Raw genomic sequence first — 23847 nt, forward strand, 5'->3', positions numbered from 1 at the left:
GCGTCGCAGCGCGCGGCGGGGTCGCGGCGGCGCGGCTGGAGACGGACCCATTCAACGAGGCGGTCAGGTTGGGCGCCGGGCGCGTCGGGGCGGGCGCGGGAACATCGACGCCGGCCACATGGATCGGCGACGGGACGCGCGCCGCCGGGGCGGGGGGAAGGCTGGCGTAGGCCACGGCGGTCGGGGCCGGGCCGGGCGAGCCCATGCCGGTCTCTTCCTCGTCTTCCCGCGGGAGGGAGGCGTAGGCGATTGCGCCATCGTTGACGGGGCCGGTGTTGATGCCGAAGCCGCGCTGCTCATAGAAGGCCTGGGCGATCTGGATCGGCTCGCCCCTGGCCCGACGGTTCTCCAGTTCGAAGCCGGTGTTCATCAGGTCCGCGACATGGCCGTTGCGGCTGGCGCTGGACCGGCCGCCCAGAACCACCACGATCAACCGACGACCGTCGCGCACGGCGGAGGCGGCGAGGTTGTAGCCGGAGGCGTTGGTGAAGCCGGTCTTGATGCCGTCATAGCCCGCGCCGGAGGACAGAAGGCCGTTGGTGTTGCGGTAGCCGCGTCCTTGGTAGGCCCAGTCGTGCTGGCCGAAATAGCTGTAGTACTGAGGATAGTCGCGCATCAGGGCGCGGGCCAGAATCGCGAGGTCGTGGGCCGTGGTTACCTGACGGCTGTCGGGCAGGCCATTGGGATTCACGTAGCGGGTCCGGGTCATGCCCAGCTGCTGGGCCTTGAGCGACATCATCGCCGCGAACCGCGCCTGGGATCCGCCGACGTGTTCGGCGATGGCCATGGCCATATCGTTGGCCGAGCGCACGGCCGTGGCGCGCATGGCGTCGTCCAGGCTGATGCGCTGACCGGCGGCCAGTCCGAGCTTGGACGGCGGCTGCGAGGCGGCGAGGGGAGAGACCACGATCTCGTCGTTCAGGCTGACCCGTCCTTCCGACAGGGCCTCGAACGTCATGTAGAGGGTCATCATCTTGGTCAGGGACGCCGGATAGCGCGTCGTGTCGGCATAGCGCGTGAATAGGGTCTCGCCCGTCGTGGCATCGACCACGATGGCGGCGTAGCGCGCGTTCTCGGACGACTGGGCCTCGACCGGGGCCGACATCGGCGTCGCGGCGAGCCCGAGCACGACCATCACCCCGATCAGGCCGGTGAAGAAACGACGGAATCGAGCGGTCATCGGCAAAGCGATAGCCTCACAGTCTATGGGGCGGCCCGGCGGGGGCGGGCGCGATCCCGGTGGCGGCCCCCCGGCCCGGCATAGTGGCTCCTAACATGGCCTCCGTGGGTTTCGCGGTGGTTAATGAGGTCTCAACAGGAATTTGAACGGCTGTGTGACGGGCGGATGAAGCTTATCAGTGTTCATTTGTTGCAGTGCACAATATCCCTTGACCTCTCTTCGCACTTGCACCATATGACCATCGTCGAGACGGAATCGCCCGTCACGAGAAAAATCCGGCGCGGGGTTTTCCGCGCATTCGAGTTCTGGAGATCATCCCATGGCCGACACCGCCGAAGCCGTTAAGAAGACCGTCGAAAAGACCGCCGCCGCCGCCACCGCCCAGGCTGAAAAAGTCCAGGCCGCCGGCGCCCAGGCCTTCCGTGAAGGTCTGGACCGCACCACCGCCTCGCTCTCGGACCTGAGCGCCGAAAGCAAGCAGAACCTCGACGCCGTCGTGGCCGCCGCCGCCGCCGCCCAGAAGGGCGCGGAGACCCTGTCGGCCCAGGCCCTGTCGTACGGCAAGACCAGCTGGGAAACCGGCGTCGCCGCCGCCCAGTCGATGGCCAAGGTCCGTTCGGTCCAGGAGCTGATCGAGCTGCAAACCAGCTACACCAAGTCGGCCATGGAAGTTTACCTGGCTGAAGTCACCAAGGCGACGGACGTCTTCACCGCCTCGGTGAAGGACAGCTTCAAGCCGATCAACGAGCGCGTCACCGCGACCGTCGAGAAGTTCCAGGCCGCCCGCTAAGCGACCGAACCTTTCAGTAGCGTACCGTCAGGCCCTCCGGAGCGATCCGGGGGGCCTTTCGTTTGCGGGTCAATCGGCGGCCCCGGTTTCGCCCGTCGCATAGAGCTCCAGATTCAGCCACCGCGCCTCGGGGATCGGGCCGGGGCCGTCGCTGCGAACATCCCAGACGGCATGGCGGTCCGTCTCGTCGCCGCCGACATGCCAGCCCGTCGCCAGTGTAGTCTGCAGGGCCAGCCAGGCTAAGGGCTTGTCGGGGGCCTCCAGCGACAGCCAGACCCCGTATTGATCCTCGAACTTGTAGTACGGCGAGACGTGGCAGTCGGCGGTCCTCGCCAGCGGCGTCGTCAGCTCTATCAACCGCTCGGCCGCGCGAAGGGCTGCGGCATAGTCGTCGGCCCGGACATAGGCCTGAAGGAACATATTCCACTCGGTCATGGGCTAAAGTCGCCCGTTTCCGGCCTTGCGCAACCTGCTCGCGCCGCAACGTCAGGTGTCGGAGGGGCGCCGCAGCGGCACGTCACGAAAGCTGTGACTTGCCGTCGCTTCAATTCAGGCCATCATTCCCTATCTAGCGTTTCGACTCTCCCGAAATACCGGACACCGAATGCCTATCCGTCGGCCGGGTGAACAGGGGCAGGGCTCAGGCTCCGCTACCATCACCGAAACAAAACCCAAGCTTCAGAAGCCCTCGCTCTACCGGGTGCTGATCCTGAACGACGACTACACGCCGATGGAATTCGTCGTCTATGTGCTCGAGCGGTTCTTCCAGAAGGACCGCGAGGCCGCGACCCGTATCATGCTGCATGTGCACCAGCATGGCGTCGGCGTGTGCGGCGTCTTCACCTATGAGGTGGCCGAAACCAAGGTCGCCCAGGTGGTGGAAACCGCCCGCCGTCACCAACACCCCCTCCAATGCACGATGGAAAAGGACTGAGAGGAACCTCCCCATGCCCTCGTTTTCCCGTCCTCTCGAAGAGACCCTGCATCGCGCGGTCCATTACGCCAATGAGCGTCGGCACGAGTACGCCACGCTCGAACACCTGTTGCTGGCCCTGATCGACGACCCGGACGCCACCGGCGTCATGAAGGCCTGCAACGTCGATCTCGGCGCGCTGAAGACGGCGCTGACCAGCTATGTCGACACCGACCTGGCCGCCCTGGCCACCAGCGACGGCGAGGACGCCAAGCCGACCGCCGGCTTCCAGCGCGTGATCCAGCGCGCGGTGATCCACGTCCAGTCGTCCGGCCGCGAGGAAGTGTCCGGCGCGAATGTGCTGGTCGCCATCTTCTCCGAGCGGGAAAGCCATGCCGCCTACTTCCTGCCGGAGCAGGACATGACCCGGTATGACGCGGTCAACTACATCGCCCACGGCATCGCCAAGAAGGCCGGCGCCGGCGAGACCCGTCCGGCCCGCACCAACGGCCAGTCGCCGGAGGAGGCCGAGGACGCCGCCGCAGCCAAGACCGGCGGTGAGGCTCTGGAAGCCTATTGCGTCGACCTCAACGAGAAGTCGAAGAACGGCAAGATCGACCCCCTGATCGGTCGTCAGGCCGAGGTCGAGCGCGCCATCCAGATTCTGTGCCGCCGGACCAAGAACAACCTCCTGCTGGTCGGCGAGCCCGGCGTCGGCAAGACCGCCATCGCCGAAGGGCTGGCGCTGAAGATCGTCAAGCACGAGGTTCCGGCCGTGCTGGAAGGCGCGACCATCTACAGTCTCGACATGGGGGCCCTGCTGGCGGGCACCCGCTATCGCGGCGACTTCGAGGAGCGGCTGAAGCAGGTCGTCAAGGAGCTGGAGAACCACGAGAACGCCATCCTGTTCATCGACGAGATCCACACGGTGATCGGCGCCGGGGCGACCTCGGGCGGGGCGATGGATGCGTCCAACCTGCTGAAGCCAGCCTTGGCCTCGGGCAGCCTGCGCTGCATGGGGTCGACGACCTACAAGGAATATCGCCAGCACTTCGAGAAGGACCGGGCCCTGGTCCGGCGCTTCCAGAAGATCGACGTCAACGAGCCGACGGTCGAGGATACGGTGAAGATCCTGAAGGGGCTGAAGACCGCCTACGAAGGTCACCACAAGCTGCGCTACACCGACGCCGCCATCCGTTCGGCGGTCGAGCTGTCGGCCCGCTACATGACCGACCGCAAGCTGCCGGACAAGGCGATCGACGTGATCGACGAAGCGGGGGCGTCGCAGATGCTGCTGCCGGAATCCAAGCGCAAGAAGGTCATCGGCCAGAAGGAGGTCGAGGCCGTCATCGCCAAGATGGCCCGTATCCCGCCGAAGTCGGTGTCCAAGTCCGACGTCGAGGGCCTGCGCGAGCTCAAGTCCGACCTGAACCGGGCCGTCTTCGGTCAGGACGCTGCCATCGAACAGGTCGCCTCGGCCATGAAGCTGGCCCGGGCCGGGCTGCGCGATCCGAACAAGCCGATCGGCTCCTTCTTGTTCGCCGGCCCGACCGGGGTGGGCAAGACCGAGGTGGCCAAGCAGCTCGCTTCGACGCTCGGCATCGAGATGCTGCGCTTCGACATGTCGGAATACATGGAGCGGCACACCGTCTCGCGTCTGATCGGGGCGCCTCCGGGCTATGTCGGCCACGATCAGGGCGGTCTGCTGACCGACGCCGTCGACCAGCATCCCCACGCCGTGGTCCTGCTGGACGAGATCGAGAAGGCCCACCCGGACGTCTACAACATCCTGCTGCAGGTGATGGACAACGGCATGCTGACCGACGCCATCGGCAAGAAGGTCGATTTCCGCAACGTGGTCCTGATCATGACCACCAATGCGGGCGCCGCCGACAACGCCCGGGCCTCCATCGGCTTCGGTCGCGGCAAGGTCGAAGGCGAGGACGAAAAGGCCATCCAGCGCCTGTTCGCACCGGAGTTCCGGAACCGTCTGGACGCCGTGGTCAGCTTCAAATCGCTGGACGCCGACACGATCCGCTCGGTGGTGACCAAGTTCGTGATGCAGCTGGAAGCCCAGCTGGCGGACCGGAACATCACCATCGAACTGACCGAGGACGCGGCCGACTGGCTGGCCAAGAACGGCTTCGACGAACTGTACGGCGCGCGTCCTCTGGGCCGTGTCATTCAGGAAAATATCAAGAAGCCGCTGGCCGACGACATCCTGTTCGGTCGCCTGACCAAGGGCGGTCACGTCAAGGTGGAGCTGAAGGACGGCAAGATCGCCTTCGACATCACCGAGGCCAGCGGCGCGGCGATCAAGGCGGCCCAGAAGGCGGACGAGATCGTCGAATGATCCGGCCCGCCGGCTGAAACCACAAAGGCCCGGATCCCAGGATCCGGGCCTTTTTCTTGCTGCCTGTCTGGCCACGAATGCGCCACGAAGGCGGTCGAGCCTGACCCGGTCCACAAGGAGGGTCGCATGCGTTCGTTCAGGGTCTTCGCAGGGGCGGTCGCGGCGGCGATGATGGCGGGCGGACTGGCCCTGCCGGGCGTCGCGGCGGCCGGGACGCCGTATCAGGCCGAGGCGACCTGTCCGGTGGACGGCAAGAAGTTCACCTGGACCAGCACAGGCTCCTATTCGACCTTCGGGATGGAACTGGACGGGATGCCGATCGGGTCCTGGACCTTCCCCATGCCCCTGCCGCAATGCCCCGGCAGCAGGTTCCCGGTCTATCGAGACTTCACGCCCGAAGAGGTCACGGCGATCCAGGCGCTGGTCATGACGCCGGAATACGCGGCGATCAAGGATGAGGCGTCATACTATGTGTTCGGCTTCGTGGCAGCGCGGCTGGAAAAGGACATCCCGCCGCTGGGCTCCGCTTGGATGCTTCTGAAGGCCAGCTGGCAGGTGAGGGACGACCCGGATCGGTATGGCCGCTATGCCGCCGAACTGATTCCGGCGATGGACGCCGCGATCGGCTCACTGAAGGACGAAGATCCCGCGGAGTGGTGGGGGCATCAGGTCATCCTGGCCAATGTCCAGCGTCAGTCGGGGGACTTCGACGGGGCCAAAGCGCGGCTTGACGCCCTGCCGGTGACGCCGCCGGACAGCGAGGGCGGCGATCTGGTCCAGCGGATCGCAATGACGCGGCGCATGATCGACGCCAAGGACAAGAGCCCGGCCAGCCCGCCTCGCGGCGACGACTGACCGGGCGTCCGGTTACATCAGCCGCGACGCTTGCCCAAGCTGGACAGCAGGATGGCGGCGCCGGCGAGGATGCCGGTGGTGAGCAGGGGCTTGCGGCGGGCGAAGTCGAGGCCCTGGCGGGCCTTGTCCTGATACTGGGCCGGGGCCTTCTCGACGAGGCCGTCCAGGCCGTCGATGACGCGGCCATAGGCGTCGAGCGCCTTGCCCTTGACCTCGTTCAGCTTGCCGTCGAGCTGAAGCTTGCTGTCACCGGTCAGTTTGCCGAGCGTGTCCTGGGCCTTGCCGGTCAGGGTGGATGCGGCGCCTTCGATGCGTTGGTCGGTCATGATTTGTCCTGTCTCGATGACGCGGCCACAGTGGGGTGAGGGGGAGGGCCGCCTGTCCATCATAGTGCGCGCCAACGGCCAAGGTTCCAAGAACGACCGGCGGTTTTGGCGCGATTGCGGGCGGGGCCGCGCCGCCCTAGATTCGGGGCCAACGGAGGTCTCCATGCTGCGCGCCATTCTCCAGTTTTTCGTCACCGCCGCCGGGTTGTGGCTGGCCGCCCAGGTCGTGCCCGGGGTGGCCTTCACGGCGACCAGCTCCCTGCTGTGGGCGGCGTTTCTGCTGGGCATCGTGAACGCCCTGGTGCGGCCGATCCTGGTGTTCCTGACCTTCCCGCTGACGGTGGTGACCCTGGGCCTGTTCCTACTGGTGGTGAACGCCGCGACTATCGGTCTGGTGGCTGTGCTGCTGGGCGGGTTCGTCGTTGACGGGCTGTGGGCGGGAATCGGGGCGGCGATCATCACCGGCGTGGTCAGCTGGGCGGCGGGGGCGTTTATCGGCGACGGGAAGCGGCGGGAGTAGCTTTCGTCATTCCGGGCGAAGGCGAGCGCCGCGAGCCGCAGACCCGGAACAAGGCGGCGCCGAAGCGAAGCGCAGGCGATAGACCCTCACGCCAACCGCCAAGGTTGCGACAGCTTCGCGCTCTCGCGCGCCGCCCTGTTCCGCGTCTCCGCTACGCTTCGCCCGGAATGACGAAAGAGATAGTATCCGGTGGAGCAGCTGAAGCCGGCGCCGGTCAAGGAAAAACGGGGCCCGGGGCGGCCGAAGCTGGGGGGGACGGCGCGGCAGGTGACCTTACTGCCGCGCCACTGGGACTGGCTCGCCGGTCAACCCGGCGGGGCGTCGACAGCCCTGAGGAAGCTGGTCGAGACCGCCCTGCGCGACGCCGAGGGTCCCGACCGCGCGCGCAAGGCCCGCGACGCCGCCTATGCCTTCATGACTGCGATGGCGGGGGATAGGCCCGGCTGTGAGGAGGCCGTGCGGGCGCTGTTCGCGGGGGATGAGGCGGCGCTGGAGGCGGCGATGAAGGGGTGGCCGGAGGGGGGTGAGGAGGCAGGTGTTCGCAACGCTCTGCCGCGACGACAACATTTTTATCGCTTGAATGCAGCCAGCCATCTCAAGAAACCCAATCCTTGGCTAACCATGAGGACTGCAAGGTCCAATGGTGGCGGGGCAGGGTCGGTCAAGTGGGGTGCGTGACGATACTGATGCATTGCCGTAACCCATCTCCCGAAAGACTCCTTCATCTGCCGCGCGGCAGCCAAGCCATTTGCCGAATATTGATCAACCAGAAGCGGTTCGAGGAGCTTGAGCTCATTCTCAGTCAATCGAGGCGGCTTGCCGGCGAACAATATCTTGAAGACGTTCTCATTGGCGTCCCAACATTCTCGCACAGCGCTGAGTGTATCCGGTCCGCGATCAAGGGCGGCGTTCAATCGAACAAGAGAGTCCCGCGCATGGCCGAAGTCTGCGTGGTCTAAAGCAGCGATAGTGGACGACAGTGAGCGCCCAAACTCGGCATCGACGAGGTAGTGAACCCCGCCCTTATCGTCGATCCGATAACTCAATGCCTCTTCATGGAGTGCGCGCGCGCAGAATTCTAGCCAGGCGGAAGCTTTTGATGAATTGTTCTTTAATAGAACTTGATATGTTACAGTAATGAGGCCGAGAATATCTCTCAGCTCAGCTTTGTCAAAGAAGCCTACCCAGTCGTAGCTGACGCTGCCGAAGGGCACCTGCACGCCCAGTTCGCGCAAGATCAGTTTAGAGATGTCGTGGCCATGTGTCTGGGCGACACGGTCGAAGAAGTAGCCCTGCAAACGCCGTCTAAACCGGGGAGAGTCGCGGAGGTTCTCGGTTGGCCGAAGGTAATTTCGGCTAAAGAAATCTCCGTCAGTCATTACCCCACCTTCACCCGCGTCGCCGCTTCCGGCAGGTCCTCCCCGAACGCCCGCTGGTAGAACTCCGCGATGGTCGGGCGTTCCAGTTCGTCGCATTTGTTGAGGAAGGTCAGGCGGAAGCTGAGGCCGAGGTCGCCGTTGAAGATCTGGGCGTTCTGGGCCCAGGTGATGACGGTGCGGGGCGACATGACGGTGGAGATGTCGCCGTTCATGAAGGCGTTGCGGGTCATGTCGGCGACGCGGACCATGGCGGCGATCTTGCGCTTGCCCTCGGCGTCCGACCATTCGGGAACCTTGGCGGCGACGATCTCGGCCTCCACGTCGTGGTCGAGGTAGTTGAGGGTGGTCACGATCGACCAACGGTCCATCTGGCCCTGATTGATCTGCTGGGTGCCGTGATACAGGCCCGAGGTGTCGCCCAGACCGATGGTGTTGGTCGTGGCGAACAGGCGGAAATGCTTGTTGGGACGGATGACGCGGTTCTGGTCCAGCAGGGTCAGGCGGCCCTGGGCCTCCAGCACGCGCTGGATGACGAACATCACGTCAGGGCGGCCGGCGTCGTATTCGTCGAACACCAAGGCGATCGGACGTTGCAGGGCCCAGGGCAGCATGCCCTCGCGGAACTCGGTGATCTGCTTGCCGTCCTTCAGGACGATGGCGTCCTTGCCGACCAGGTCGATACGGCTGACGTGGCTGTCCAGGTTCACCCGGACCAGCGGCCAGTTCAGGCGGGCGGCGACCTGTTCGATATGGGTCGACTTTCCGGTGCCGTGATAGCCCTGGACCATGACGCGGCGGTCGTGGGCGAAGCCGGCGCAGATGGCCAGGGTCGTTTGGGGATCGAAGCGGTAGGCGGGGTCGACTTCCGGCACATGGCTGTCGCCCGGCTCGAAGACCGGGACCTGCATGTCGCTATCGACGCCGAAAAGCTCGCGCACGCTTGCCTTGCGGTGCGGTTCGAACGTCAGGAGCGGATCGGGGGCGGCGTCGAGAGGGGAGGTCATGAGGTGCGATTAGCGCACGTTCGTGGACACATAAACCCCGCTCACCCCGGCTTTCGCCGGGATGAGCGGAGTCAGACGGCCTTCAGGGCCACGTCCACATTGCCGCGCGTGGCGTTGGAATAGGGGCAGACCTGATGGGCCTTCTGGATCAGGTCGTCGATGGTCGCCTGGTCCAGGCCGTGATCGCTGACGGTCAGGGAGACGTCGAGGTTGAAGCCCTCGCCGCGCGTGTTCTTGCCGAAGCCGACGCCGGCGGTGACCTTCGTGTCGGGGCCGACCGGCTTGCCCTCGTTGCGCGAAACCAGACGCAGGGCGCCGAGGTAGCAGGCCGCATAACCGGTGGCGAACAGCTGCTCCGGGTTGGTGCCCGGGCCGTCGTCGCCGCCCATGGCCTTGGGAACGGACAGGCTGACGTCGATCTTGCCGTCGTCGGTGGCCGAGCGGCCGTCACGACCGCCGCCCGATGCGGTGGCGTGGGCGGTGTAGAGAACTTCCATGGTGGGCTCCTTGATTGGGAGCCTGAAGGTATGCGTTCGCGGCCGGTCCGCCAGAGGTCAGGCCGCCAGTCCGGCCTTCTTGAGCGTCTTGTAGGCCTTGATGACGCGCTGGAGCTTGGCTTCGGCGCCGCGGTCGCCCTGGTTCAGGTCGGGGTGGAAGCGCTTCAGCAGCTCGTGATAGCGCGCCTTGACCGCCGCCTTGTCGGTGCGGAGGTCGAGATCGAGGTCAGCCAGAGCCGTCCGCTCCAGCTTGCCGATACGCAGTTCGGCCTCGCCGTTGGGGCCGGCCTGTTCCTGGGTGCGGCGACCGAACAGACCGAAACTGTCGCGCCAGCTGCCGGCGCCCTGGGTATTGGCCGTGCCCATCTTGGCGGCGAAGGCGGCGGCTTCACGCGACATCTTGCCGGCCTTCATCTCCCAGGTCGGGCGACCGCCGGTCATGGCCTCGTTCTCCTGGGCGGCGCGGATCTGGCCCTCGCTCATCCCGGCGTAGAAGTTCCAGCCCTTGTTGTATTCGCCAGCATGCCGCTGGCAGAATTCGTAGAAGTCATTGAGCCGCTCGCGCGATTTGGGCGCCTTGGCGGTGGCCGCCTGGCGGCAGTCGGGCCACTGACACGGCTTCTCGCCGGGCTTCAGGCGCAGGACGTCAGCCTCCGCCGCCTCCTCTTCGGGGCGGGGCGGTTTGATCCGCATGTCCTTGAAACGGGGTTTGTATTGGAACTCGGCAGCCATCGACCCCAAGTGTAGGGTCGATTTGGACCTCATCAAGGAAGCATCGATGTCGGACGGCCCGATTGCGACGATTATCCGGGAAAAACTGACATCGGCCCTGTCGCCGGTGGCGCTGGAGCTGGAGGACGACAGCTGGCGTCACGCCGGTCATCACCATGAGGGCGGCATGGACGCCAGGCCGGGCGGCGAGAGCCACTTCAACCTGACCATCGTCTCGGCGGCGTTCGAGGAGTTGAGCCGTGTGGCGCGCCAGCGGGCGGTCAATACGCTACTGGCGGACGAACTGGCCGGGCCCGTCCACGCCCTTTCAATCCGTGCCCTGACACCCGCAGAGGCGGCGTCCCGCGCCTGATCGCGGCGTTCATGTCGTCTTAGGGCATTCAAACTACCGTCTTTTCCGGGGCCAATAGTAGACCGGAATTGCGGATGGTGGGATCCGACGGAATGGGCAAGGGGCTGGAGTCGCTCAACGCCGGAGACGCCGCACAGGCGCTCGCGGCGATGCTGCAAACCCAGTACCTGCGCTATATGATCATCGCCAGCTGGGCCGTGGGCCTGCTGGGCGTCGTCGGCTGGCGGTCCGCTCTCGTCTGGTTCCTCGTCACCCTGGCTGCGGGCGCCGTCCGCAGTTGGTTCGAAAAATCCATGTCCGGAAAGGTCGGCGCCCGCTGGGGGCTGCTGTTTCCCGCCGTAGCCACCGTCACGACCGCCGCCTGGGCGGCTGCGCCCCTGATGGCCTGGTTCAACGGCAACGCCTTCGGCGGGGCCCTGGCCGTCGCGCTTCTGATTTCGGGCTATGTGCTGGTCTTCGCCCAGCTGCGCGGCTCGCCGCGCCAGGCCCTGGTCATCTCCTCTCCCTATGGCGCGGTCGCCGCCGTGATCGCCGCCAGTCTCTGGGGGTCGCCCCTCTTCTGGTCGCTCCTGGCCGTCCTGCCGTTCACGGCTGCGGGCCTGTTCGTCATGGTGACGATGAACATGCTGCGCGAGGAGCGGATCCGCGCCTTCCAGGCCGATCAGGCCCGCCTGATCGAGGAGTTGGAGACCGCCCGCGACAAGGCCAACGCCGCCAGCGAGGCCAAGTCGAGCTTCCTGGGCGTGGTGTCGCACGAGCTCCGCACCCCGATGAACGGCGTGCTGGGCGCGGCCCAATTGCTGGGCTCGACGGGGCTGGACCAGACCCAGCGCGAATACCTGTCGATCATTCGCAACTCCGGCGACAGCCTGCTGTCGCTGCTCAACGACATCCTCGACATGACCAAGATCGAGGCGGGGCGGATGCGGTTCGAGACGGTCGATATCGCCCTGGACGACCTTCATCAGCGGGTCAGCTCGCCGTTCGTCGCCCTGGCCGAGGCCAAGGGCGTCGATCTGCGTTGCCGTTTCAGCGGCGAGACGCCGGCCGTGGTGCGCGGGGATCCCCTGCGGGTCGGACAAATTCTGCAGAACCTCCTGTCCAACGCGGTGAAGTTCACCGACAGCGGGGCCATCGACTATGAGGTGAACAGCATCCGCCTGTCGGATCGGCGGGTGCGGTTCAACTTCATCGTCGCCGACAGCGGCCCCGGCATTTCCGAAGAGGATATCGGGCGGCTGTTCCAGCCGTTCACCCAGCTGGACGCCTCCTCGACGCGCCGGTTCGGCGGCACGGGCCTGGGCCTGACCATCGCCCGGCGCATGGCGCACATCATGCACGGCGACATCAAGGTCGCCTCGACGCCCGGCAAGGGTTCGACCTTCACCTTCACTGTCGAGGCCGAGGTCGTGGAGTGGACGGCGTCCGGCGCGGCGGTCGAGTCGGTCGAGCTGACGAGCGAAGCCCGCAGCATGGACGTGCTGATCGTCGAGGATCACCCGGTCAATCGCATGATCCTGGAAGCCTGGTTGAACTCCGCTGGACATCGCACGGTGGCGGCGGAGAACGGCCAGATCGCCGTGGAGCTTTGTGCCGATCAGCGGTTCGACATGATCGTGATGGACGTGAACATGCCGGTGATGGACGGCCTGACCGCGACGCGTCTGATCCGGGATGCGGGCGCCAATGCCGATACCCCCATCGCCGTCCTGTCGGCCTCCGCCCGCGCCGAGGATTGCCGGGCGGGACTTGCGGCCGGAGCGGACGCCTATCTGACCAAGCCGATCAACTTCGCCGATTTGGCCGAACTGATGGTTCTGGCGCCGGGCGGCCGGGCTGCGATGCGCACCACTCTGGAAGACGCAGGGGTCGAGGCCGAAGCGGCCTGACGCTTGCGCAAAGCGCGCCGGCCGGGGAAACCTGTGCTGTCTCGTCCGTTAGCCAACCGGTGACGGATCGCGTCACGTCGGGCTGGATGGAATGCGCGCCTTCGCCGAACTGCTGGACCGTCTGTCGCTGACGCGGTCACGCAACGCCAAGCTGGTGATCCTGAGGGATTATCTGCGCGCCACGCCTGATCCGGATCGCGGATGGGCTCTGGCCGCCCTCACCGGGGAACTGAGCTTCGACGCGGCCAAACCCGCCCTGATCCGCCGCGCCATCGAGGGGCGGATGGACCCCGTGCTGTTCGGCTGGTCCTACGACTACGTCGGGGATCTGGCCGAAACGGTCGCCCTGGCCTGGCCGACGAATCCCGAACGACGACCCAATCGCGAACCGGACCTCGGCGAGGTGGTCGACGCCCTGACCCAGGCGAAGCGCGGCGAGGTGCAGGCCCTGATCGAAGCTTGGCTGGACGCCTTGGCGCCCAAGGGACGCTGGGCCCTGCTGAAACTGGTGACGGGAGCCCTGCGGATCGGTCTGTCGGCCCAACTGGCGCGCACGGCCGTGGCCATGATGCGGCCCGTATCCGTCACCGCGCCGCCGGAGCCGGCAGGCGAGGAGACGACGACGGCGCTGGAGCCTCTCACAGCGGCCGACATCGTGGAGGTCTGGCACGCGGTCGAGCCGCCCTATGCGGAGCTGTTCGCCTGGGTCGAGGGCAGGGGAGAGCGGCCGGACACCGAGGCGCCGGGGCGGTTCCGCCCCGTCATGCTGGCGGTGGCGATCGACGAGGCGGTGGATTTCGATCGGCTCGACCCGGCCGACTATGCGGCAGAGTGGAAGTGGGACGGCATCCGGGTGCAGGCGGTGCGAGAGAACGGCGTGGCGCGGCTCTATTCCCGGCACGGCGACGAGATCACGGCCGCCTTTTCCGACCTGATGCAGGGCCTGACGTTCGAGGGCGCTATCGACGGCGAGCTGCTGGTGGTGCGCGCCGATGACCAGGGCACGCCGCATGTGGCGCCGTTCGGCGATCTGCAGCAGCGGCTGAACCGCAAGACCGTGGATGCGAAGTTGACGGCGGCCTATCCGGCGGCGCTCTACGCCTATGACCTGCTGGCTGAGGCCGGGGAGGATTTGCGCGGTCTGCCGTTGCGGGAGCGCCGGGCGCGGCTTGAGGCGGTCGTGGCGGGCCATGCAGGCGAGCGACTGCATCTTTCTCCGGTCGTGGATTTCGACAGCTGGGACGCCCTCGGCGTCCTGCGGGCCGATCCGCCGGTGGGCGCGGCGGCCGAGGGGCTGATGCTCAAGCGCTGGGACAGTCCCTATGTCGCCGGGCGGCCCAAGGGGCCGTGGTTCAAATGGAAGCGCGATCCCCATGTTCTGGATTGCGTCCTGATGTACGCCCAGCGCGGCCACGGGAAACGGTCCGGCTTCTACTCCGACTATACGTTCGGCGTCTGGACGGCCGACGGGGCGTTGACGCCCGTGGGCAAGGCCTACTTCGGCTTCACCGATGAAGAGCTGAAGCAGCTGGACAAGTTCGTCCGCGATCACACGGTCGAGCGGTTCGGCCCGGTGCGCTCGGTGCGGGCCGAGCGGGATTTCGGCCTGGTGCTGGAGATCGCGTTCGAGGGACTGCAGCGCTCGCCGCGGCACAAGTCGGGGGTGGCGATGCGGTTCCCGCGCATCAGCCGCATCCGCTGGGACAAGCCCGCGCGGGAGGCCGCGACGACGGACGAGGTGATGGACCTGCTCGACGCCCTCGAGGGCGGTGGCGGACGCGTGCCGAAACCGAAAAACAAGGAAAATTGAGGCGTGCTCGGGTTCCATTCCCCCGGTGAGGCGTTAGACCCCGCCCGATGACCACCCTCGTTCCCGACCAACTTTCCGAAGCCGTGGCCGCCGGCCGCCAGACCCTGAAGATCGACGAGGCCGTGCTGGCCAAGCTGATCGACGTGGGCGGCGCCTTTGCGGTCAATCTGACCGTCGCCATCCTGATCTTCGCCGCCACCCTGTTCGTGGCCAAATGGGGGGCGGGCGTCACGCGCCGGGCCCTGGGGCGGACGCGGGCCTTCCGCCACGACTCGACGGTGACGACCTTCGCTGCCCAGGTGGTGCGGGTGGTCATCATCATCATCGGCCTGATCGCAGTGCTCCAGCGGCTGGGGGTTCAGACGACCTCGATCATCGCCGTTCTGGGCGCCGCCTCCCTGGCGGTCGGGCTGGCCCTGCAGGGCACTCTTTCGAATGTGGCCGCCGGGGTAATGCTTCTGGTGCTGAGGCCGTACCGCGTCGGGGACGTCGTCGATATCGGGGGCGCGACCGGCTCGGTCCAGCGGCTGGACCTGTTCACCACCCAGATGTCGAACGCCAACAATCACAAGATCGTCGTGCCCAACTCAAAGGTTCTGGGCGACATCATCACCAACCTCTCGGGCCAGAAAACCCGTCGCGTGGAGATCCACTTCACGGTCGGGTACGGCGAGAACCTGTCGGACGCGCGCAAGGTGCTGCTGGCGATCGCGACCCTCCATGACAAGGTGCTGACCGATCCCGCGCCGTGGTCGGGTGTGACCGGACTGCTGGACAGCGCGGTGCAGGTGACCCTGCACGCCTGGGTCGTGCCCGGCGACTGGTGGCAGACGCAGGCGGATCTGATGCAGGCGGGCAAGGAAGCGCTGGACGAGGCCGGTATCGAAATCCCGTTCCCGCATCAGGTGGCGGTGCCTTATGGCGACGAGGACGTGCTGCCCGTCGTCACGGTGCGAACGGCGGATGGCCACACCGCAGTCACTCGGGACGCCGACGATCCCTCGCGGACCAAGCCGCGCGGAAAGGGCTGAGCCGTGCGCTACGATTTCGCCTCAGACAATACGGCGGGGATAGCCCCCTCGGCCCTGGCCGCACTGAACGCCGCCAACGCCGACTTCGCTCGGGCCTATGGCGCGGACGACGTCACGGCGCGCGCGGCGGATGCGATCCGCGCGCGGCTGGATGCTGACGCAGAAGTGCGGTTCGTTTTTTCCGGGACCGCCGCGAACGCCATCGCCCTGGCGATGCTAGCCCAGCCCTATGAGGCGGTGCTGGCCCATCAGGCGGCCCATGTCTGTACGGACGAGACCGGGGCGCCGGGGTTTTTCGGGCACGGCGTGGGCCTGATCGGTCTGCCGGGCGAGTCCGGCAAGATTGATCCGGTCGGATTGAAGGCGATCCTCGAGGAGCCGGAGGTCGGCCATCGCCAGCCGCCCGCAGCCCTGTCCCTGACCCAGGCGACGGAATACGGCGCGGTCTATTCGTCCGAGGACCTACGTCACTTGATCGAGCCGGTGAAGGCGCGGGGGTTCGGCGTCCATCTGGACGGGGCGCGACTTGCCAATGCGGCGGCGGCGGGTTTCGACCTGAAGGACATTCCACGCCTGGGCGTTGACGTCCTTGTGTTCGGCGGAGCCAAGTCCGGTCTAGCCGCCAGCGAGGCGCTGGTCCTGTTCGACAGATCCCTGGCGCGGCGGCTGGACAACCGGTTGAAACAGGCCGGGCAGACGGCGTCCAAGAGCCGGTTTCTGGCCGCGCCCTTCCTCGGTCTGATGGAGAGCGGGGACTGGGAGGCGGGCGGCGCCCACGCGAATCTGATGGCCCAGCGACTGGCCGCAGGCATCGCCGTCGGCTCGCGCTTCGTTCTGGCGCATCCGGTCGAGGCCAATGCGGTGTTCGTCCGCATGCCCGAGGCGGCGCACCGGCGGCTGAATGACCTGGGGTGGGCCTGTTATCGCTTCGATGACGGCTCGGTGCGGTTCGTCTGTTCCTGGGCGACGCAGGTCGAGGCCGTGGATGAACTGGTGGCCGTGATCTGCGGGCTGGAGTGATCCCGCCCTTCCTCTGGGCGCGTCCGCCGTCCATATGACGGCCATGGCAAGAGGCGAGGGCGGCAGAGGTGGTGGACGCGGCGGCGGGTCGATGGAGGTCCGCGCCCAAGGCGGGACGGCGTTGGATGACGCGCCTGGAACACTGACGGCCCTGATGGAACTGGCGCGGCTGGTGGCGCGCTCGCGGGCGCCGCATCTCAGGCTGCGGCTGACCCTGGCCATCCTTCTGACGCTGGCCGGCAAGGGGCTGGGCGTGCTGGGGCCTCTGGTCCTGGGCGCGGCCGTCAATCATCTCGCCCGGGATCAGCCGACCGGCGTGGCCGTGGGGCTGGGGTTCGCCGGCTTCGCCGTGGGCTGGGCCATCGTGCGCTTCCTGTCGTCGGCGGCGCCCCAGGCGTCGGACGTGGTGTTCGCTCCCGTGCGGGCGGCGGCCCAGAGGGCGACGGCGGCCGAGACCTTCGCCCATGCCCTGAACCTGTCGCTGGATTTCCACCAGACCAAGCGGTCGGGATCTCTCTCGCGCACGGTCGATCGAGGATCGCGCGCGGTGGACTTCCTGTTGCGGGTCCTGGCCTTCAACCTGATCCCGACCGGACTGGAGCTCGTGCTCGCGGCCGGGGTTCTGGGCAGCAAGTACGACTGGCGTTTCGCCGCCGTCGCGGTCGTGGTGGTGGTGATCTACACGGTTCTGACCTTCTCCATCTCCAACTGGCGGATCGAACAGAGGCGGGCGATGAACGCCGCCGACAGCGAGGCGGCGGGCCTGGCGGTGGACGCCCTGCTGAACTACGAGACCGTGAAGTCCTTCGGGGCCGAGGCGCGGGCGGCGGAGGGCTATGATCGCGCTCTGGGCGCCTACAACGACGCGGCGTTGAAGGCCAACGCGTCTCTGGCCATGCTGAATGTGGTTCAGGCCCTGGTGATGAACCTGGGGCTGGCGGTCATGGCCGTGATGGCAGGCTATGAGGCCGCCGCCGGACGGATGGGGCCGGGGGATGTGACGGCGGCCGTCCTGATCCTGATTTCTCTCTATGCGCCCCTGAACATCCTCGGCTTCGCCTACCGGGAAATCCGTCAATCCTTCATAGACATGGAGGAGATGCTGAAGGTGACGCGTCAACAGCCGCTGGTGGCGGACGCGCCCGACGCGCGCCCACTGTTGCGGCAGGCCGATGCGCGGGGGTCGGAGATCGTCTTCGATCAGGTCACCTTCCGCCACGACGCGCGCGCCAGCGGTCTGGAAGCCGTCAGCTTCATCGCCGCGCCAGGCCAGACCACGGCCATCGTCGGCCCCTCGGGATCGGGCAAGTCGACCATCGTCAAGCTGGCCCTTCGCCTGCTGGACCCGCAGGGCGGTCAGGTGCGGATCGACGGGGAGGACATGCGCGCCGTGACCCAGGCCTCGATCCGGCAGGCGGTGGCTTTGGTGCCGCAGGACGTGGCCCTGTTCAACGACACCCTGGCGATCAACATCGCCTTCGCCCGTCCGGACGCCGACGAGGCGGCGATCTGGGCGGCGGCCGAGGCGGCGGAACTGGCCGACTTCATTCGCGGCCTGCCGGAAGGCATGCATACCCGCGTGGGCGAACGCGGCCTGAAGCTGTCGGGCGGCGAGCGGCAGAGAGTGGGTCTTGCCCGCGCCCTGCTGGCCGATCCTTCGGTGCTCATCCTCGACGAGGCGACCAGCGCTCTGGACAGCCGGACCGAGGCGGCGATCCAGAAGACCCTGCGCAGGGCGCGGTCCGGTCGCACGACCCTGGTGGTGGCGCACCGCCTGTCGACGATCGCCGATGCGGATCAGATCCTGGTCCTCAAGGCCGGGCGGATCATCGAACGCGGCGCGCATCATGAACTGGTGGCGCGGGTCGGCGGAGAATACGCCGCCCTGTGGCGCAAGCAGACGCGGGGAAGCGGTCAGCCCGTCGGTTGAACCTTGGCCTTCAGGACCTCGCGCAGCCCGCCCAGAACCTGGTGCCGCGCGGTGTCGCCGGCCGCACCGGCCGGAAGCTTCTGCATCAGCTGCATGGCCTGAACGTGAACCGAGACGATCCGCCAGTCGAAGACCTCGCCCTCTGGAGCGGCGTCGAGCAGGTCGCAAAGGTTGGAGGCTGCGGCGCACAGGTCGTCCATCTGGAACGGCCCGGCCGCGTCCAGAATGCCGGCGGACAAGCCATAGGCGCGGGCCTTGGCGTGTTCGTCGGGACCCGTCGGCGCGGTGAGGGCGGCCAGTTCGGCGATCTGGGCCGTCACGATCTCCATACCCTGTGGCTTGAGTTTCTCAAGATTGGCGATGGCCTGGGCCATGGCGACCCCTACGCTGACGCCACCCGGGGCGTTTATCATCGAGGACAGACGCGAGGTCCTCTGCTGGCGAACGACGACCATCTAGTGTCTCCCCATGGCGGCGACCTCGGCTTCCAGTTCGGCGGCGACGGCTTCCAGTTCCGCCTCGTCCTCTGAAAGTCCCAGTTCCGCTTCTCTCTTGGCTCGGGCGATCATGTCGGCGCGGCGCTCGCCTTCCTTCAGCGGCTTGGCCTTGGCGCGGCGACGGTCCGGCCCCTTGTAGTCGCCCGCTTCCAGGAAGGGACGATTGTCCCGCGCGACCCAGACCAGGCGCTCCAGCAGGCTGGCGGCGCTGAAGGGCTTGGTGATCAGAAAATTGGCGCCGCAATCGCGCACGGTTCCGACTTTTGATCGGCGGACGTGGCCGGCGGTCATGATGATGGGCACATAGGCGTTGGGCTCAAGGCCCGAATGACGGATCCAGCGCACCATGTCGCAGCCGTCCATGCCGGGCATTTCGCAGTCCACGAGCAACAGGTCGATGGCGTGGTCGCGGATGATGTCGAGCGCCTCCTCGGCGGTGGAACAGGCGTAGCGGATCTGGGCGCCGAAGCCGCGCAGAGCCTCAGCCGTCAGTTCGCGGCTGAAGGGCGAATCGTCCACGACCATGACGACGGCGCCGCTGAAGTTGAACACCGCACTGTCACGGAGTTTCTCACCGAAGCCGCTCATGTCCCCGCCACATTGATTCCCACGCGGCGACGCTCTCACGCTGCCATGGACAAGTGGTTAATGGGACGTGCGGTCGGGGTGGATCAGCCCGCGCGGCCGATGGCGTAGAAGCGGTCGGCGCGCTGCTTGCGCAGGGCGTCCGGCGACAGGCCGGAAAGGGCCTGAAGCTCCTCGGCGACGGCGTCTCCGACCGCCTTGATCGCAGCGGCGGGATCGGCATGGGCGCCGCCCATCGGTTCAGGGATCACGCGATCGACGATCTTGAGCTCGAGCAGGTCGGGCCCGGTGATCTTCATGGCCATGGCGGCGTCGCGGGCGCGGGCGCCGTCGCGCCATAGAATGCCGGCGGCGCCCTCGGGCGAGATCACCGAATAGATGGAATGCTCCAGCATCAGCACCCGGTTGGCGGCCGCCAGGGCGATGGCGCCGCCCGATCCGCCTTCGCCGGTGACCGTGGCGATCATCGGCGTGCCCAGGGTCAGGCCGCGCTCGGTCGAGCGAGCGATGGCCTCGGCCTGGCCGCGCTCCTCGGCGCCGAGGCCAGGATAGGCGCCGGCGGTGTCGACGAAGGTCAGGACCGGCAGGCCGAACTGTTCGGCCATGTCCATCAGGCGCACCGCCTTGCGGTAGCCCTCGGGCAGGGCCATGCCGAAGTTGTGGGTCAGGCGGCTGGCGGTGTCGTTGCCCTTCTCGTGACCCATGACCACGACCGACTGACCCCTGAACCGGGCCAGGCCGCCCATGATCGCCTGATCGTCGCCGAACTGCCGGTCGCCCTTCAGCTCGACGAAGTCGGTGAACAGGCCGGCCAGATAGTCGATCAGATGCGGACGGTCGGGATGGCGCGCGACCTGGGTCTTCATCCAGGGATCCAGGTCAGCATAGGTCTTCTTGCGAAGCTGGGCGGCCTTCTTGCGCAGGCCCGCGATCTCAGTCTCGAACGAGCCCGAGGTGGCCGAGAGCTGGCTCAGCTCGTCGATCTTGTGCTCGAGCTCGGCGATCGGCTTTTCGAATTCGAGATAATGCGTGGCCATCGGGCGTCCGGTGTGACGGGCGAGGAGAGCCGCCCGGCGAGGCGGCGGAACCTAGAGCCGACAACGCGCGCGGGCAAGTCGGGTTCAGGCGTTGAGTGGCGGCGGATTGACCATCTTCGAGACGGCAATCAGAATGACTATCCACCTCCATGTCTACACCAGCCCCGGCAGCAATGCGCGGGGCTTTCCGCCCTCTGGCTTCGAGGATGGGAAGATGATCGGCAAGGAAGAGAAACGGCAAAGGCGGCGCCGGGACTTGGAGCGAATGCGCCAGAAGGCGAGACGGGTCCGGCCCCATGATCCAACGGCCAAATATGCGGAACACCTGGCGGTCTGTTCCTGCTGGATGTGCGGAAATCCGCGCCGTTTCGCCAAGACCGACCGGCTGACCCTGCAGGAACGTCGGGCTGCACCGGAAAACAACGAACCCTCGGGTTGAGCCTATTCGTCCTTCGCCAAGGGATGATGCTGCGTCACCACCTGCGTCAGGCGGTCGGTGGCTACGTGGGTGTAGATCTGGGTCGTCGCGATGTCCGCGTGGCCCAGAAGGGTCTGGACGACGCGCAGGTCGGCGCCGCCCTCCAGCAGGTGGGTGGCGAAGGCGTGGCGCAGGACGTGGGGGCTGACGCGGGCGGGGTCGATGCCCGCCTCGACCGCCGCCTGATCCAGAATCTGGGCGAAGCGGCGGGGGGTCAGGTGGCCGGTCGCGCCGCTGGACGGAAACAGCCACGGGCTGTCGGGTGGTAGGGCCCCAGAGGGTAGCGGCTTACGTTGGGCCTCGCGCACCGCGAGCCAGGCCTTGGTCGCGGTTCGCGCTGCATCATTGAGCGGGGCGAGCCGTTCCTTGCCGCCCTTGCCGCGCACGACCAGCCAGGCAGGATCGCGCCGCACGGCCTCCATCTTGAGCGCCAGCAACTCCGACACCCGCAGGCCGGAGGCGTAGGCCAGTTCGACCAGGGCCAGCATCCGCACCGCCCCGGCCGTGTCGCGGGCGGCGACGGCGGCGAACAGAGACTCGATTTCGGCGCGGGTCAGGACCTTGGGCAGGCTGCGGCCCTGTTTCGGCGCATCAAGGCGGTGGGAGGGGTCGTCGCCGCGCCAGCCCTCGCCGAGGGCGAATCGGTAGAACTGGCGCACGGCGGATCGCCGGCGGGCCGCCGTCGCCGCAGACAGGCCCCGCGCGGCCAGGCCGGAAAACCACGCTTCGACCGCCATCTCTTCCGCCGCGATCAGGCCGCCCGATCCCACCCCGGCCTCGGCGTCGGCCAGATCGCGCGCATAAGCGGACAGGGTGTGGGGCGAGGCGTCGCGCTCGACCGCCATCATCTCCAGAAAGGCCTCGATCTGGGGCGAGGCGGCTTCGACCGTCACGACGCGGACCGACCGGGGCTGTGGCCAGCGCCCGCCCATGGTGTAGAGGACGGATTGGTCATGATCCTCTTCTCCGCCTCCTCTTTCCGGATCGTCGCATGAGCGGCCCCGCACCGCGCGACTCGTCGGCGCCCGGCGCCCGCACCATAGCGCTCGTCGGCCTGATGGGCGCGGGCAAATCGACCGTGGGTCGGCGCCTGGCCGCGCGGCTGGGCCTGCCCTTCGCCGATGGGGACGACGTAGTGGAGGAGGCGGCAGGGATGAGCGTGTCCGACATCTTCGCAAGCCTCGGTGAAGCCGCCTTCCGCGAAGGCGAGGCGCGGGTCATGCGCCGTCTGCTGGAAGGACCACCCATCGTCCTGGCCACGGGCGGCGGGGCGATGATCAACGCCGACACCCGCGCACTGCTGAAGACGCGGGCGATCACGGTCTGGCTGCGCGCCGATATTCGCGTCATCGCCTCGCGGGTGCAGCGGCGCGACACCCGGCCCCTGCTGCGCGGCAAGGACGCCTTCCAGACCCTGACCGCCATGGCCGAAGTCCGCTACCCGCTCTACGCCGAGGCCGACATCGTCGTGGACGTCGGCGGCGGCGCCCATTCCCACGCCGTGGACGCCATCCTCGCGGCCCTGAAGGCCCACCAGACGCCAGAGAAAGAGACCGGCCGATGACCGTCGTTACTGTGAGCGGCGGGGACTTCGCCGCCTATGACGTCGTCGTCGAGCGCGGTCTGCTGGCGCGGTCCGGCGAACGCATCGGGCCTCTGGTGAGGGGGCGCACCGTCATCATCAGCGACGAAACCGTGGCCGGGCTGCATGGCCCTGCGCTGGTCGCCGCTCTGGCCCACGTCGGGATCAGGGCCGAGATCGTCACGGTGCCGCCGGGGGAGGGGTCCAAGTCTTTCGCCGAGCTGGAGCGGTTGCTGGACCGGCTGCTGGCGGCCGGGCTGGACCGCAGGGATGTGGTCATCGCCCTGGGCGGAGGCGTGGTGGGCGATCTCGCCGGGCTGGCGGCAGCCCTCTACATGCGCGGCATCGACTTCATCCAGATCCCGACGACGCTTCTGGCCCAGGTCGATTCGTCCGTGGGCGGCAAGACGGCGATCGACACCCCGCGCGGCAAGAACCTGGTCGGCGCTTTCCATCAGCCCCGGCTGGTGCTGGCCGACATCGACGTTCTGGCGACCCTGCCGCCCGTGCAACTGCGGTCGGGCTGGGCCGAGGTGCTAAAACACGGGCTGATTTGCGACGCGGACTTCTTCGACTGGCTGGCCGGCGAGGGCGCGGCGGGCGCGACCGGTGACGCCGGGGCGCTGGAACGGGCCGTTGTGCGGTCGGTGGAGATCAAGTCCGCCATCGTCGGCGAGGACGAGAAGGAGGCGGGGCGGCGCGCCCTGCTGAACCTCGGCCACACCTTCGGTCATGCGGTCGAGGCGGAGCTGGGCTTTGACGAAGCCGCCTTGGCGCACGGCGAGGCCGTGGCCCTGGGGTGTGTGCTGGCCTTCCGCTACTCGGCGCGCCTGGGCCAGTGTCCGGCGGCGGACGCGGATCGGGTCGAGGCGGTGATCGCCGCCGCAGGCCTGCCGACGCGTCTGGGTCAGGCGGGTCAGTTCAGCGCCGACGCCCTGATCGCGCGCATGGCCGGGGACAAGAAGGCCGAGGGCGGGCGGCTGACCCTGATCCTCGCCCGCGCCATCGGCGACGCCTTCGCGGAAAGGTCCGTGGATGCGGTCGACGTCCGCGCCTTCCTGGTCGAACAGGGCGCGGCCGGCTGAAC

Annotated in this window: 25 protein-coding genes and 1 pseudogene; 15 read left to right on the forward strand and 11 right to left on the reverse strand. The window is 67.4% G+C overall.

The annotated features are described in order from the left end of the window. Positions 1 to 1180 (reverse strand): D-alanyl-D-alanine carboxypeptidase family protein (locus tag ACT6QK_RS02565; protein WP_444596248.1); only part of this gene is annotated, 1180 nt, incomplete at its 3' end. A 319-nt stretch (positions 1181 to 1499) separates the two neighbouring features. On the opposite strand from ACT6QK_RS02565, the gene ACT6QK_RS02570 reads away from it, so the two are divergent. Beyond that, positions 1500 to 1970 (forward strand): phasin family protein, encoded by a 471-nt coding sequence (locus ACT6QK_RS02570; RefSeq protein WP_444596249.1) that lies wholly within the window; start codon positions 1500 to 1502, stop codon positions 1968 to 1970. Positions 1971 to 2039: 69 nt separating this feature from the next. On the opposite strand, the gene ACT6QK_RS02575 is transcribed toward ACT6QK_RS02570, so the two are convergent. Then, positions 2040 to 2405, reverse strand: coding sequence for a hypothetical protein (locus ACT6QK_RS02575; RefSeq protein ID WP_444591729.1), 366 nt, complete (start codon positions 2403 to 2405; stop codon positions 2040 to 2042). 169 nt (positions 2406 to 2574) lie between these two features. Here ACT6QK_RS02575 and clpS point away from each other — a divergent pair, with 169 nt between their 5' ends. The 3 genes from clpS (at position 2575) to ACT6QK_RS02590 (ending at position 6091) form a co-directional block, all read left to right on the forward strand. Then, the gene (gene clpS / locus ACT6QK_RS02580; RefSeq protein WP_444591728.1) at positions 2575 to 2904 is read left to right on the forward strand and encodes an ATP-dependent Clp protease adapter ClpS; all 330 of its coding nucleotides are present in this window, start codon (positions 2575 to 2577) and stop codon (positions 2902 to 2904) included. Between the two features lie 13 nt (positions 2905 to 2917). Further along, a complete protein-coding gene (clpA, locus tag ACT6QK_RS02585) occupies positions 2918 to 5236 on the forward strand; it encodes an ATP-dependent Clp protease ATP-binding subunit ClpA (RefSeq protein WP_444596250.1) in 2319 nt (772 codons plus the stop codon). Between the two features lie 126 nt (positions 5237 to 5362). Then, complete coding sequence (locus ACT6QK_RS02590; protein ID WP_444596251.1) at positions 5363 to 6091, forward strand: hypothetical protein; 729 nt, start codon at positions 5363 to 5365, stop codon at positions 6089 to 6091. A gap of 17 nt (positions 6092 to 6108) precedes the next feature. On the opposite strand, the gene ACT6QK_RS02595 is transcribed toward ACT6QK_RS02590, so the two are convergent. Further along, positions 6109 to 6417: a CsbD family protein gene (locus ACT6QK_RS02595; RefSeq protein WP_444596252.1), complete on the reverse strand. Its 309-nt coding sequence runs from the start codon at positions 6415 to 6417 to the stop codon at positions 6109 to 6111. Positions 6418 to 6580: 163 nt separating this feature from the next. Here ACT6QK_RS02595 and ACT6QK_RS02600 point away from each other — a divergent pair, with 163 nt between their 5' ends. Both ACT6QK_RS02600 and ACT6QK_RS02605 read left to right on the forward strand, forming a co-directional pair. After that, the gene (locus tag ACT6QK_RS02600; RefSeq protein ID WP_444596253.1) at positions 6581 to 6937 is read left to right on the forward strand and encodes a phage holin family protein; all 357 of its coding nucleotides are present in this window, start codon (positions 6581 to 6583) and stop codon (positions 6935 to 6937) included. Between the two features lie 207 nt (positions 6938 to 7144). Beyond that, a pseudogene (locus ACT6QK_RS02605) lies at positions 7145 to 7453 on the forward strand (DUF2239 family protein); the annotation flags it as partial. 53 nt (positions 7454 to 7506) lie between these two features. Here the strand turns inward: ACT6QK_RS02605 and ACT6QK_RS02610 are convergent. The 4 genes from ACT6QK_RS02610 to ACT6QK_RS02625 all read right to left on the reverse strand — a co-directional run bounded on the left by ACT6QK_RS02610 (position 7507) and on the right by ACT6QK_RS02625 (position 10549). After that, on the reverse strand, positions 7507 to 8235 hold the full coding sequence (locus tag ACT6QK_RS02610) for a hypothetical protein (protein WP_444596254.1): 729 nt from the start codon (positions 8233 to 8235) through the stop codon (positions 7507 to 7509). A gap of 80 nt (positions 8236 to 8315) precedes the next feature. Next, entirely contained in the window at positions 8316 to 9320 is a 1005-nt protein-coding gene (cobS, locus tag ACT6QK_RS02615) for a cobaltochelatase subunit CobS (protein ID WP_444596255.1), read from the reverse strand. 71 nt (positions 9321 to 9391) lie between these two features. Beyond that, complete coding sequence (locus tag ACT6QK_RS02620; RefSeq protein ID WP_444596256.1) at positions 9392 to 9817, reverse strand: organic hydroperoxide resistance protein; 426 nt, start codon at positions 9815 to 9817, stop codon at positions 9392 to 9394. A 57-nt stretch (positions 9818 to 9874) separates the two neighbouring features. After that, positions 9875 to 10549, reverse strand: a complete 675-nt coding sequence (locus tag ACT6QK_RS02625) for a J domain-containing protein (RefSeq protein WP_444596257.1) — start codon at positions 10547 to 10549, stop codon at positions 9875 to 9877. Positions 10550 to 10595: 46 nt separating this feature from the next. Here ACT6QK_RS02625 and ACT6QK_RS02630 point away from each other — a divergent pair, with 46 nt between their 5' ends. From ACT6QK_RS02630 to ACT6QK_RS02655, 6 genes are all read left to right on the forward strand, one after another. Continuing rightward, on the forward strand, positions 10596 to 10901 hold the full coding sequence (locus tag ACT6QK_RS02630) for a BolA family protein (protein WP_444596258.1): 306 nt from the start codon (positions 10596 to 10598) through the stop codon (positions 10899 to 10901). Positions 10902 to 10975: 74 nt separating this feature from the next. Further along, positions 10976 to 12790: an ATP-binding protein gene (locus tag ACT6QK_RS02635; RefSeq protein ID WP_444596259.1), complete on the forward strand. Its 1815-nt coding sequence runs from the start codon at positions 10976 to 10978 to the stop codon at positions 12788 to 12790. A 91-nt stretch (positions 12791 to 12881) separates the two neighbouring features. Beyond that, the gene (locus ACT6QK_RS02640) at positions 12882 to 14600 is read left to right on the forward strand and encodes a cisplatin damage response ATP-dependent DNA ligase (protein WP_444596260.1); all 1719 of its coding nucleotides are present in this window, start codon (positions 12882 to 12884) and stop codon (positions 14598 to 14600) included. Between the two features lie 47 nt (positions 14601 to 14647). Beyond that, the gene (locus ACT6QK_RS02645; protein ID WP_444596261.1) at positions 14648 to 15631 is read left to right on the forward strand and encodes a mechanosensitive ion channel family protein; all 984 of its coding nucleotides are present in this window, start codon (positions 14648 to 14650) and stop codon (positions 15629 to 15631) included. Between the two features lie 3 nt (positions 15632 to 15634). Beyond that, the gene (locus ACT6QK_RS02650) at positions 15635 to 16651 is read left to right on the forward strand and encodes a beta-eliminating lyase-related protein (RefSeq protein WP_444596262.1); all 1017 of its coding nucleotides are present in this window, start codon (positions 15635 to 15637) and stop codon (positions 16649 to 16651) included. Positions 16652 to 16694: 43 nt separating this feature from the next. Beyond that, on the forward strand, positions 16695 to 18581 hold the full coding sequence (locus tag ACT6QK_RS02655; protein ID WP_444596263.1) for an ABCB family ABC transporter ATP-binding protein/permease: 1887 nt from the start codon (positions 16695 to 16697) through the stop codon (positions 18579 to 18581). Here ACT6QK_RS02655 and ACT6QK_RS02660 read toward each other — a convergent pair. The 3 genes from ACT6QK_RS02660 to ACT6QK_RS02670 form a co-directional block, all read right to left on the reverse strand. Then, positions 18566 to 19036, reverse strand: coding sequence for a chemotaxis protein CheE (locus ACT6QK_RS02660; protein ID WP_444596264.1), 471 nt, complete (start codon positions 19034 to 19036; stop codon positions 18566 to 18568). The genes ACT6QK_RS02655 and ACT6QK_RS02660 overlap by 16 nt on opposite strands. Next, positions 19037 to 19666 carry a response regulator gene (locus ACT6QK_RS02665; RefSeq protein WP_444596265.1) on the reverse strand — a complete coding sequence of 210 codons (630 nt, stop codon included), beginning with the start codon at positions 19664 to 19666 and terminating at the stop codon, positions 19037 to 19039. 83 nt (positions 19667 to 19749) lie between these two features. After that, on the reverse strand, positions 19750 to 20700 hold the full coding sequence (locus ACT6QK_RS02670) for an acetyl-CoA carboxylase carboxyltransferase subunit alpha (protein ID WP_444596266.1): 951 nt from the start codon (positions 20698 to 20700) through the stop codon (positions 19750 to 19752). 106 nt (positions 20701 to 20806) lie between these two features. Between ACT6QK_RS02670 and ACT6QK_RS02675 the strand changes: the two genes are divergently transcribed. Beyond that, positions 20807 to 21139 (forward strand): hypothetical protein, encoded by a 333-nt coding sequence (locus ACT6QK_RS02675; RefSeq protein ID WP_444596267.1) that lies wholly within the window; start codon positions 20807 to 20809, stop codon positions 21137 to 21139. Between the two features lie 2 nt (positions 21140 to 21141). Here ACT6QK_RS02675 and ACT6QK_RS02680 read toward each other — a convergent pair whose 3' ends face one another. Beyond that, entirely contained in the window at positions 21142 to 22071 is a 930-nt protein-coding gene (locus ACT6QK_RS02680) for a tyrosine recombinase (RefSeq protein WP_444596268.1), read from the reverse strand. A gap of 98 nt (positions 22072 to 22169) precedes the next feature. Between ACT6QK_RS02680 and ACT6QK_RS02685 the strand changes: the two genes are divergently transcribed. Together ACT6QK_RS02685 and aroB are read left to right on the forward strand one after the other, a co-directional pair. Further along, positions 22170 to 22742 (forward strand): shikimate kinase, encoded by a 573-nt coding sequence (locus ACT6QK_RS02685; RefSeq protein WP_444596269.1) that lies wholly within the window; start codon positions 22170 to 22172, stop codon positions 22740 to 22742. Further along, positions 22739 to 23845, forward strand: coding sequence for a 3-dehydroquinate synthase (gene aroB / locus ACT6QK_RS02690; protein WP_444596270.1), 1107 nt, complete (start codon positions 22739 to 22741; stop codon positions 23843 to 23845). Before ACT6QK_RS02685 ends, aroB begins: the two co-directional genes overlap by 4 nt. Positions 23846 to 23847: the final 2 nt, after the last annotated feature.

This window comes from Brevundimonas sp. (assembly GCF_052436175.1).
GTDB lineage: Bacteria > Pseudomonadota > Alphaproteobacteria > Caulobacterales > Caulobacteraceae > Brevundimonas.

Coding starts and splice junctions, on each gene's coding strand:
- ACT6QK_RS02665 (WP_444596265.1), bottom strand. CDS start 19,666: ATGAGCGGCTTCGGTGAGAAACTCCGTGACAGTGCGGTGTTCAACTTC.
- ACT6QK_RS02635 (WP_444596259.1), top strand. CDS start 10,976: ATGGTGGGATCCGACGGAATGGGCAAGGGGCTGGAGTCGCTCAACGCC.
- ACT6QK_RS02655 (WP_444596263.1), top strand. CDS start 16,695: ATGGCAAGAGGCGAGGGCGGCAGAGGTGGTGGACGCGGCGGCGGGTCG.
- clpS (WP_444591728.1), top strand. CDS start 2,575: ATGCCTATCCGTCGGCCGGGTGAACAGGGGCAGGGCTCAGGCTCCGCT.
- ACT6QK_RS02670 (WP_444596266.1), bottom strand. CDS start 20,700: ATGGCCACGCATTATCTCGAATTCGAAAAGCCGATCGCCGAGCTCGAG.
- clpA (WP_444596250.1), top strand. CDS start 2,918: ATGCCCTCGTTTTCCCGTCCTCTCGAAGAGACCCTGCATCGCGCGGTC.
- ACT6QK_RS02625 (WP_444596257.1), bottom strand. CDS start 10,549: ATGGCTGCCGAGTTCCAATACAAACCCCGTTTCAAGGACATGCGGATC.
- ACT6QK_RS02660 (WP_444596264.1), bottom strand. CDS start 19,036: ATGGTCGTCGTTCGCCAGCAGAGGACCTCGCGTCTGTCCTCGATGATA.
- ACT6QK_RS02640 (WP_444596260.1), top strand. CDS start 12,882: ATGCGCGCCTTCGCCGAACTGCTGGACCGTCTGTCGCTGACGCGGTCA.
- ACT6QK_RS02685 (WP_444596269.1), top strand. CDS start 22,170: ATGAGCGGCCCCGCACCGCGCGACTCGTCGGCGCCCGGCGCCCGCACC.
- ACT6QK_RS02595 (WP_444596252.1), bottom strand. CDS start 6,417: ATGACCGACCAACGCATCGAAGGCGCCGCATCCACCCTGACCGGCAAG.
- ACT6QK_RS02575 (WP_444591729.1), bottom strand. CDS start 2,405: ATGACCGAGTGGAATATGTTCCTTCAGGCCTATGTCCGGGCCGACGAC.
- ACT6QK_RS02600 (WP_444596253.1), top strand. CDS start 6,581: ATGCTGCGCGCCATTCTCCAGTTTTTCGTCACCGCCGCCGGGTTGTGG.
- ACT6QK_RS02570 (WP_444596249.1), top strand. CDS start 1,500: ATGGCCGACACCGCCGAAGCCGTTAAGAAGACCGTCGAAAAGACCGCC.
- aroB (WP_444596270.1), top strand. CDS start 22,739: ATGACCGTCGTTACTGTGAGCGGCGGGGACTTCGCCGCCTATGACGTC.
- cobS (WP_444596255.1), bottom strand. CDS start 9,320: ATGACCTCCCCTCTCGACGCCGCCCCCGATCCGCTCCTGACGTTCGAA.
- ACT6QK_RS02630 (WP_444596258.1), top strand. CDS start 10,596: ATGTCGGACGGCCCGATTGCGACGATTATCCGGGAAAAACTGACATCG.
- ACT6QK_RS02590 (WP_444596251.1), top strand. CDS start 5,363: ATGCGTTCGTTCAGGGTCTTCGCAGGGGCGGTCGCGGCGGCGATGATG.
- ACT6QK_RS02645 (WP_444596261.1), top strand. CDS start 14,648: ATGACCACCCTCGTTCCCGACCAACTTTCCGAAGCCGTGGCCGCCGGC.
- ACT6QK_RS02620 (WP_444596256.1), bottom strand. CDS start 9,817: ATGGAAGTTCTCTACACCGCCCACGCCACCGCATCGGGCGGCGGTCGT.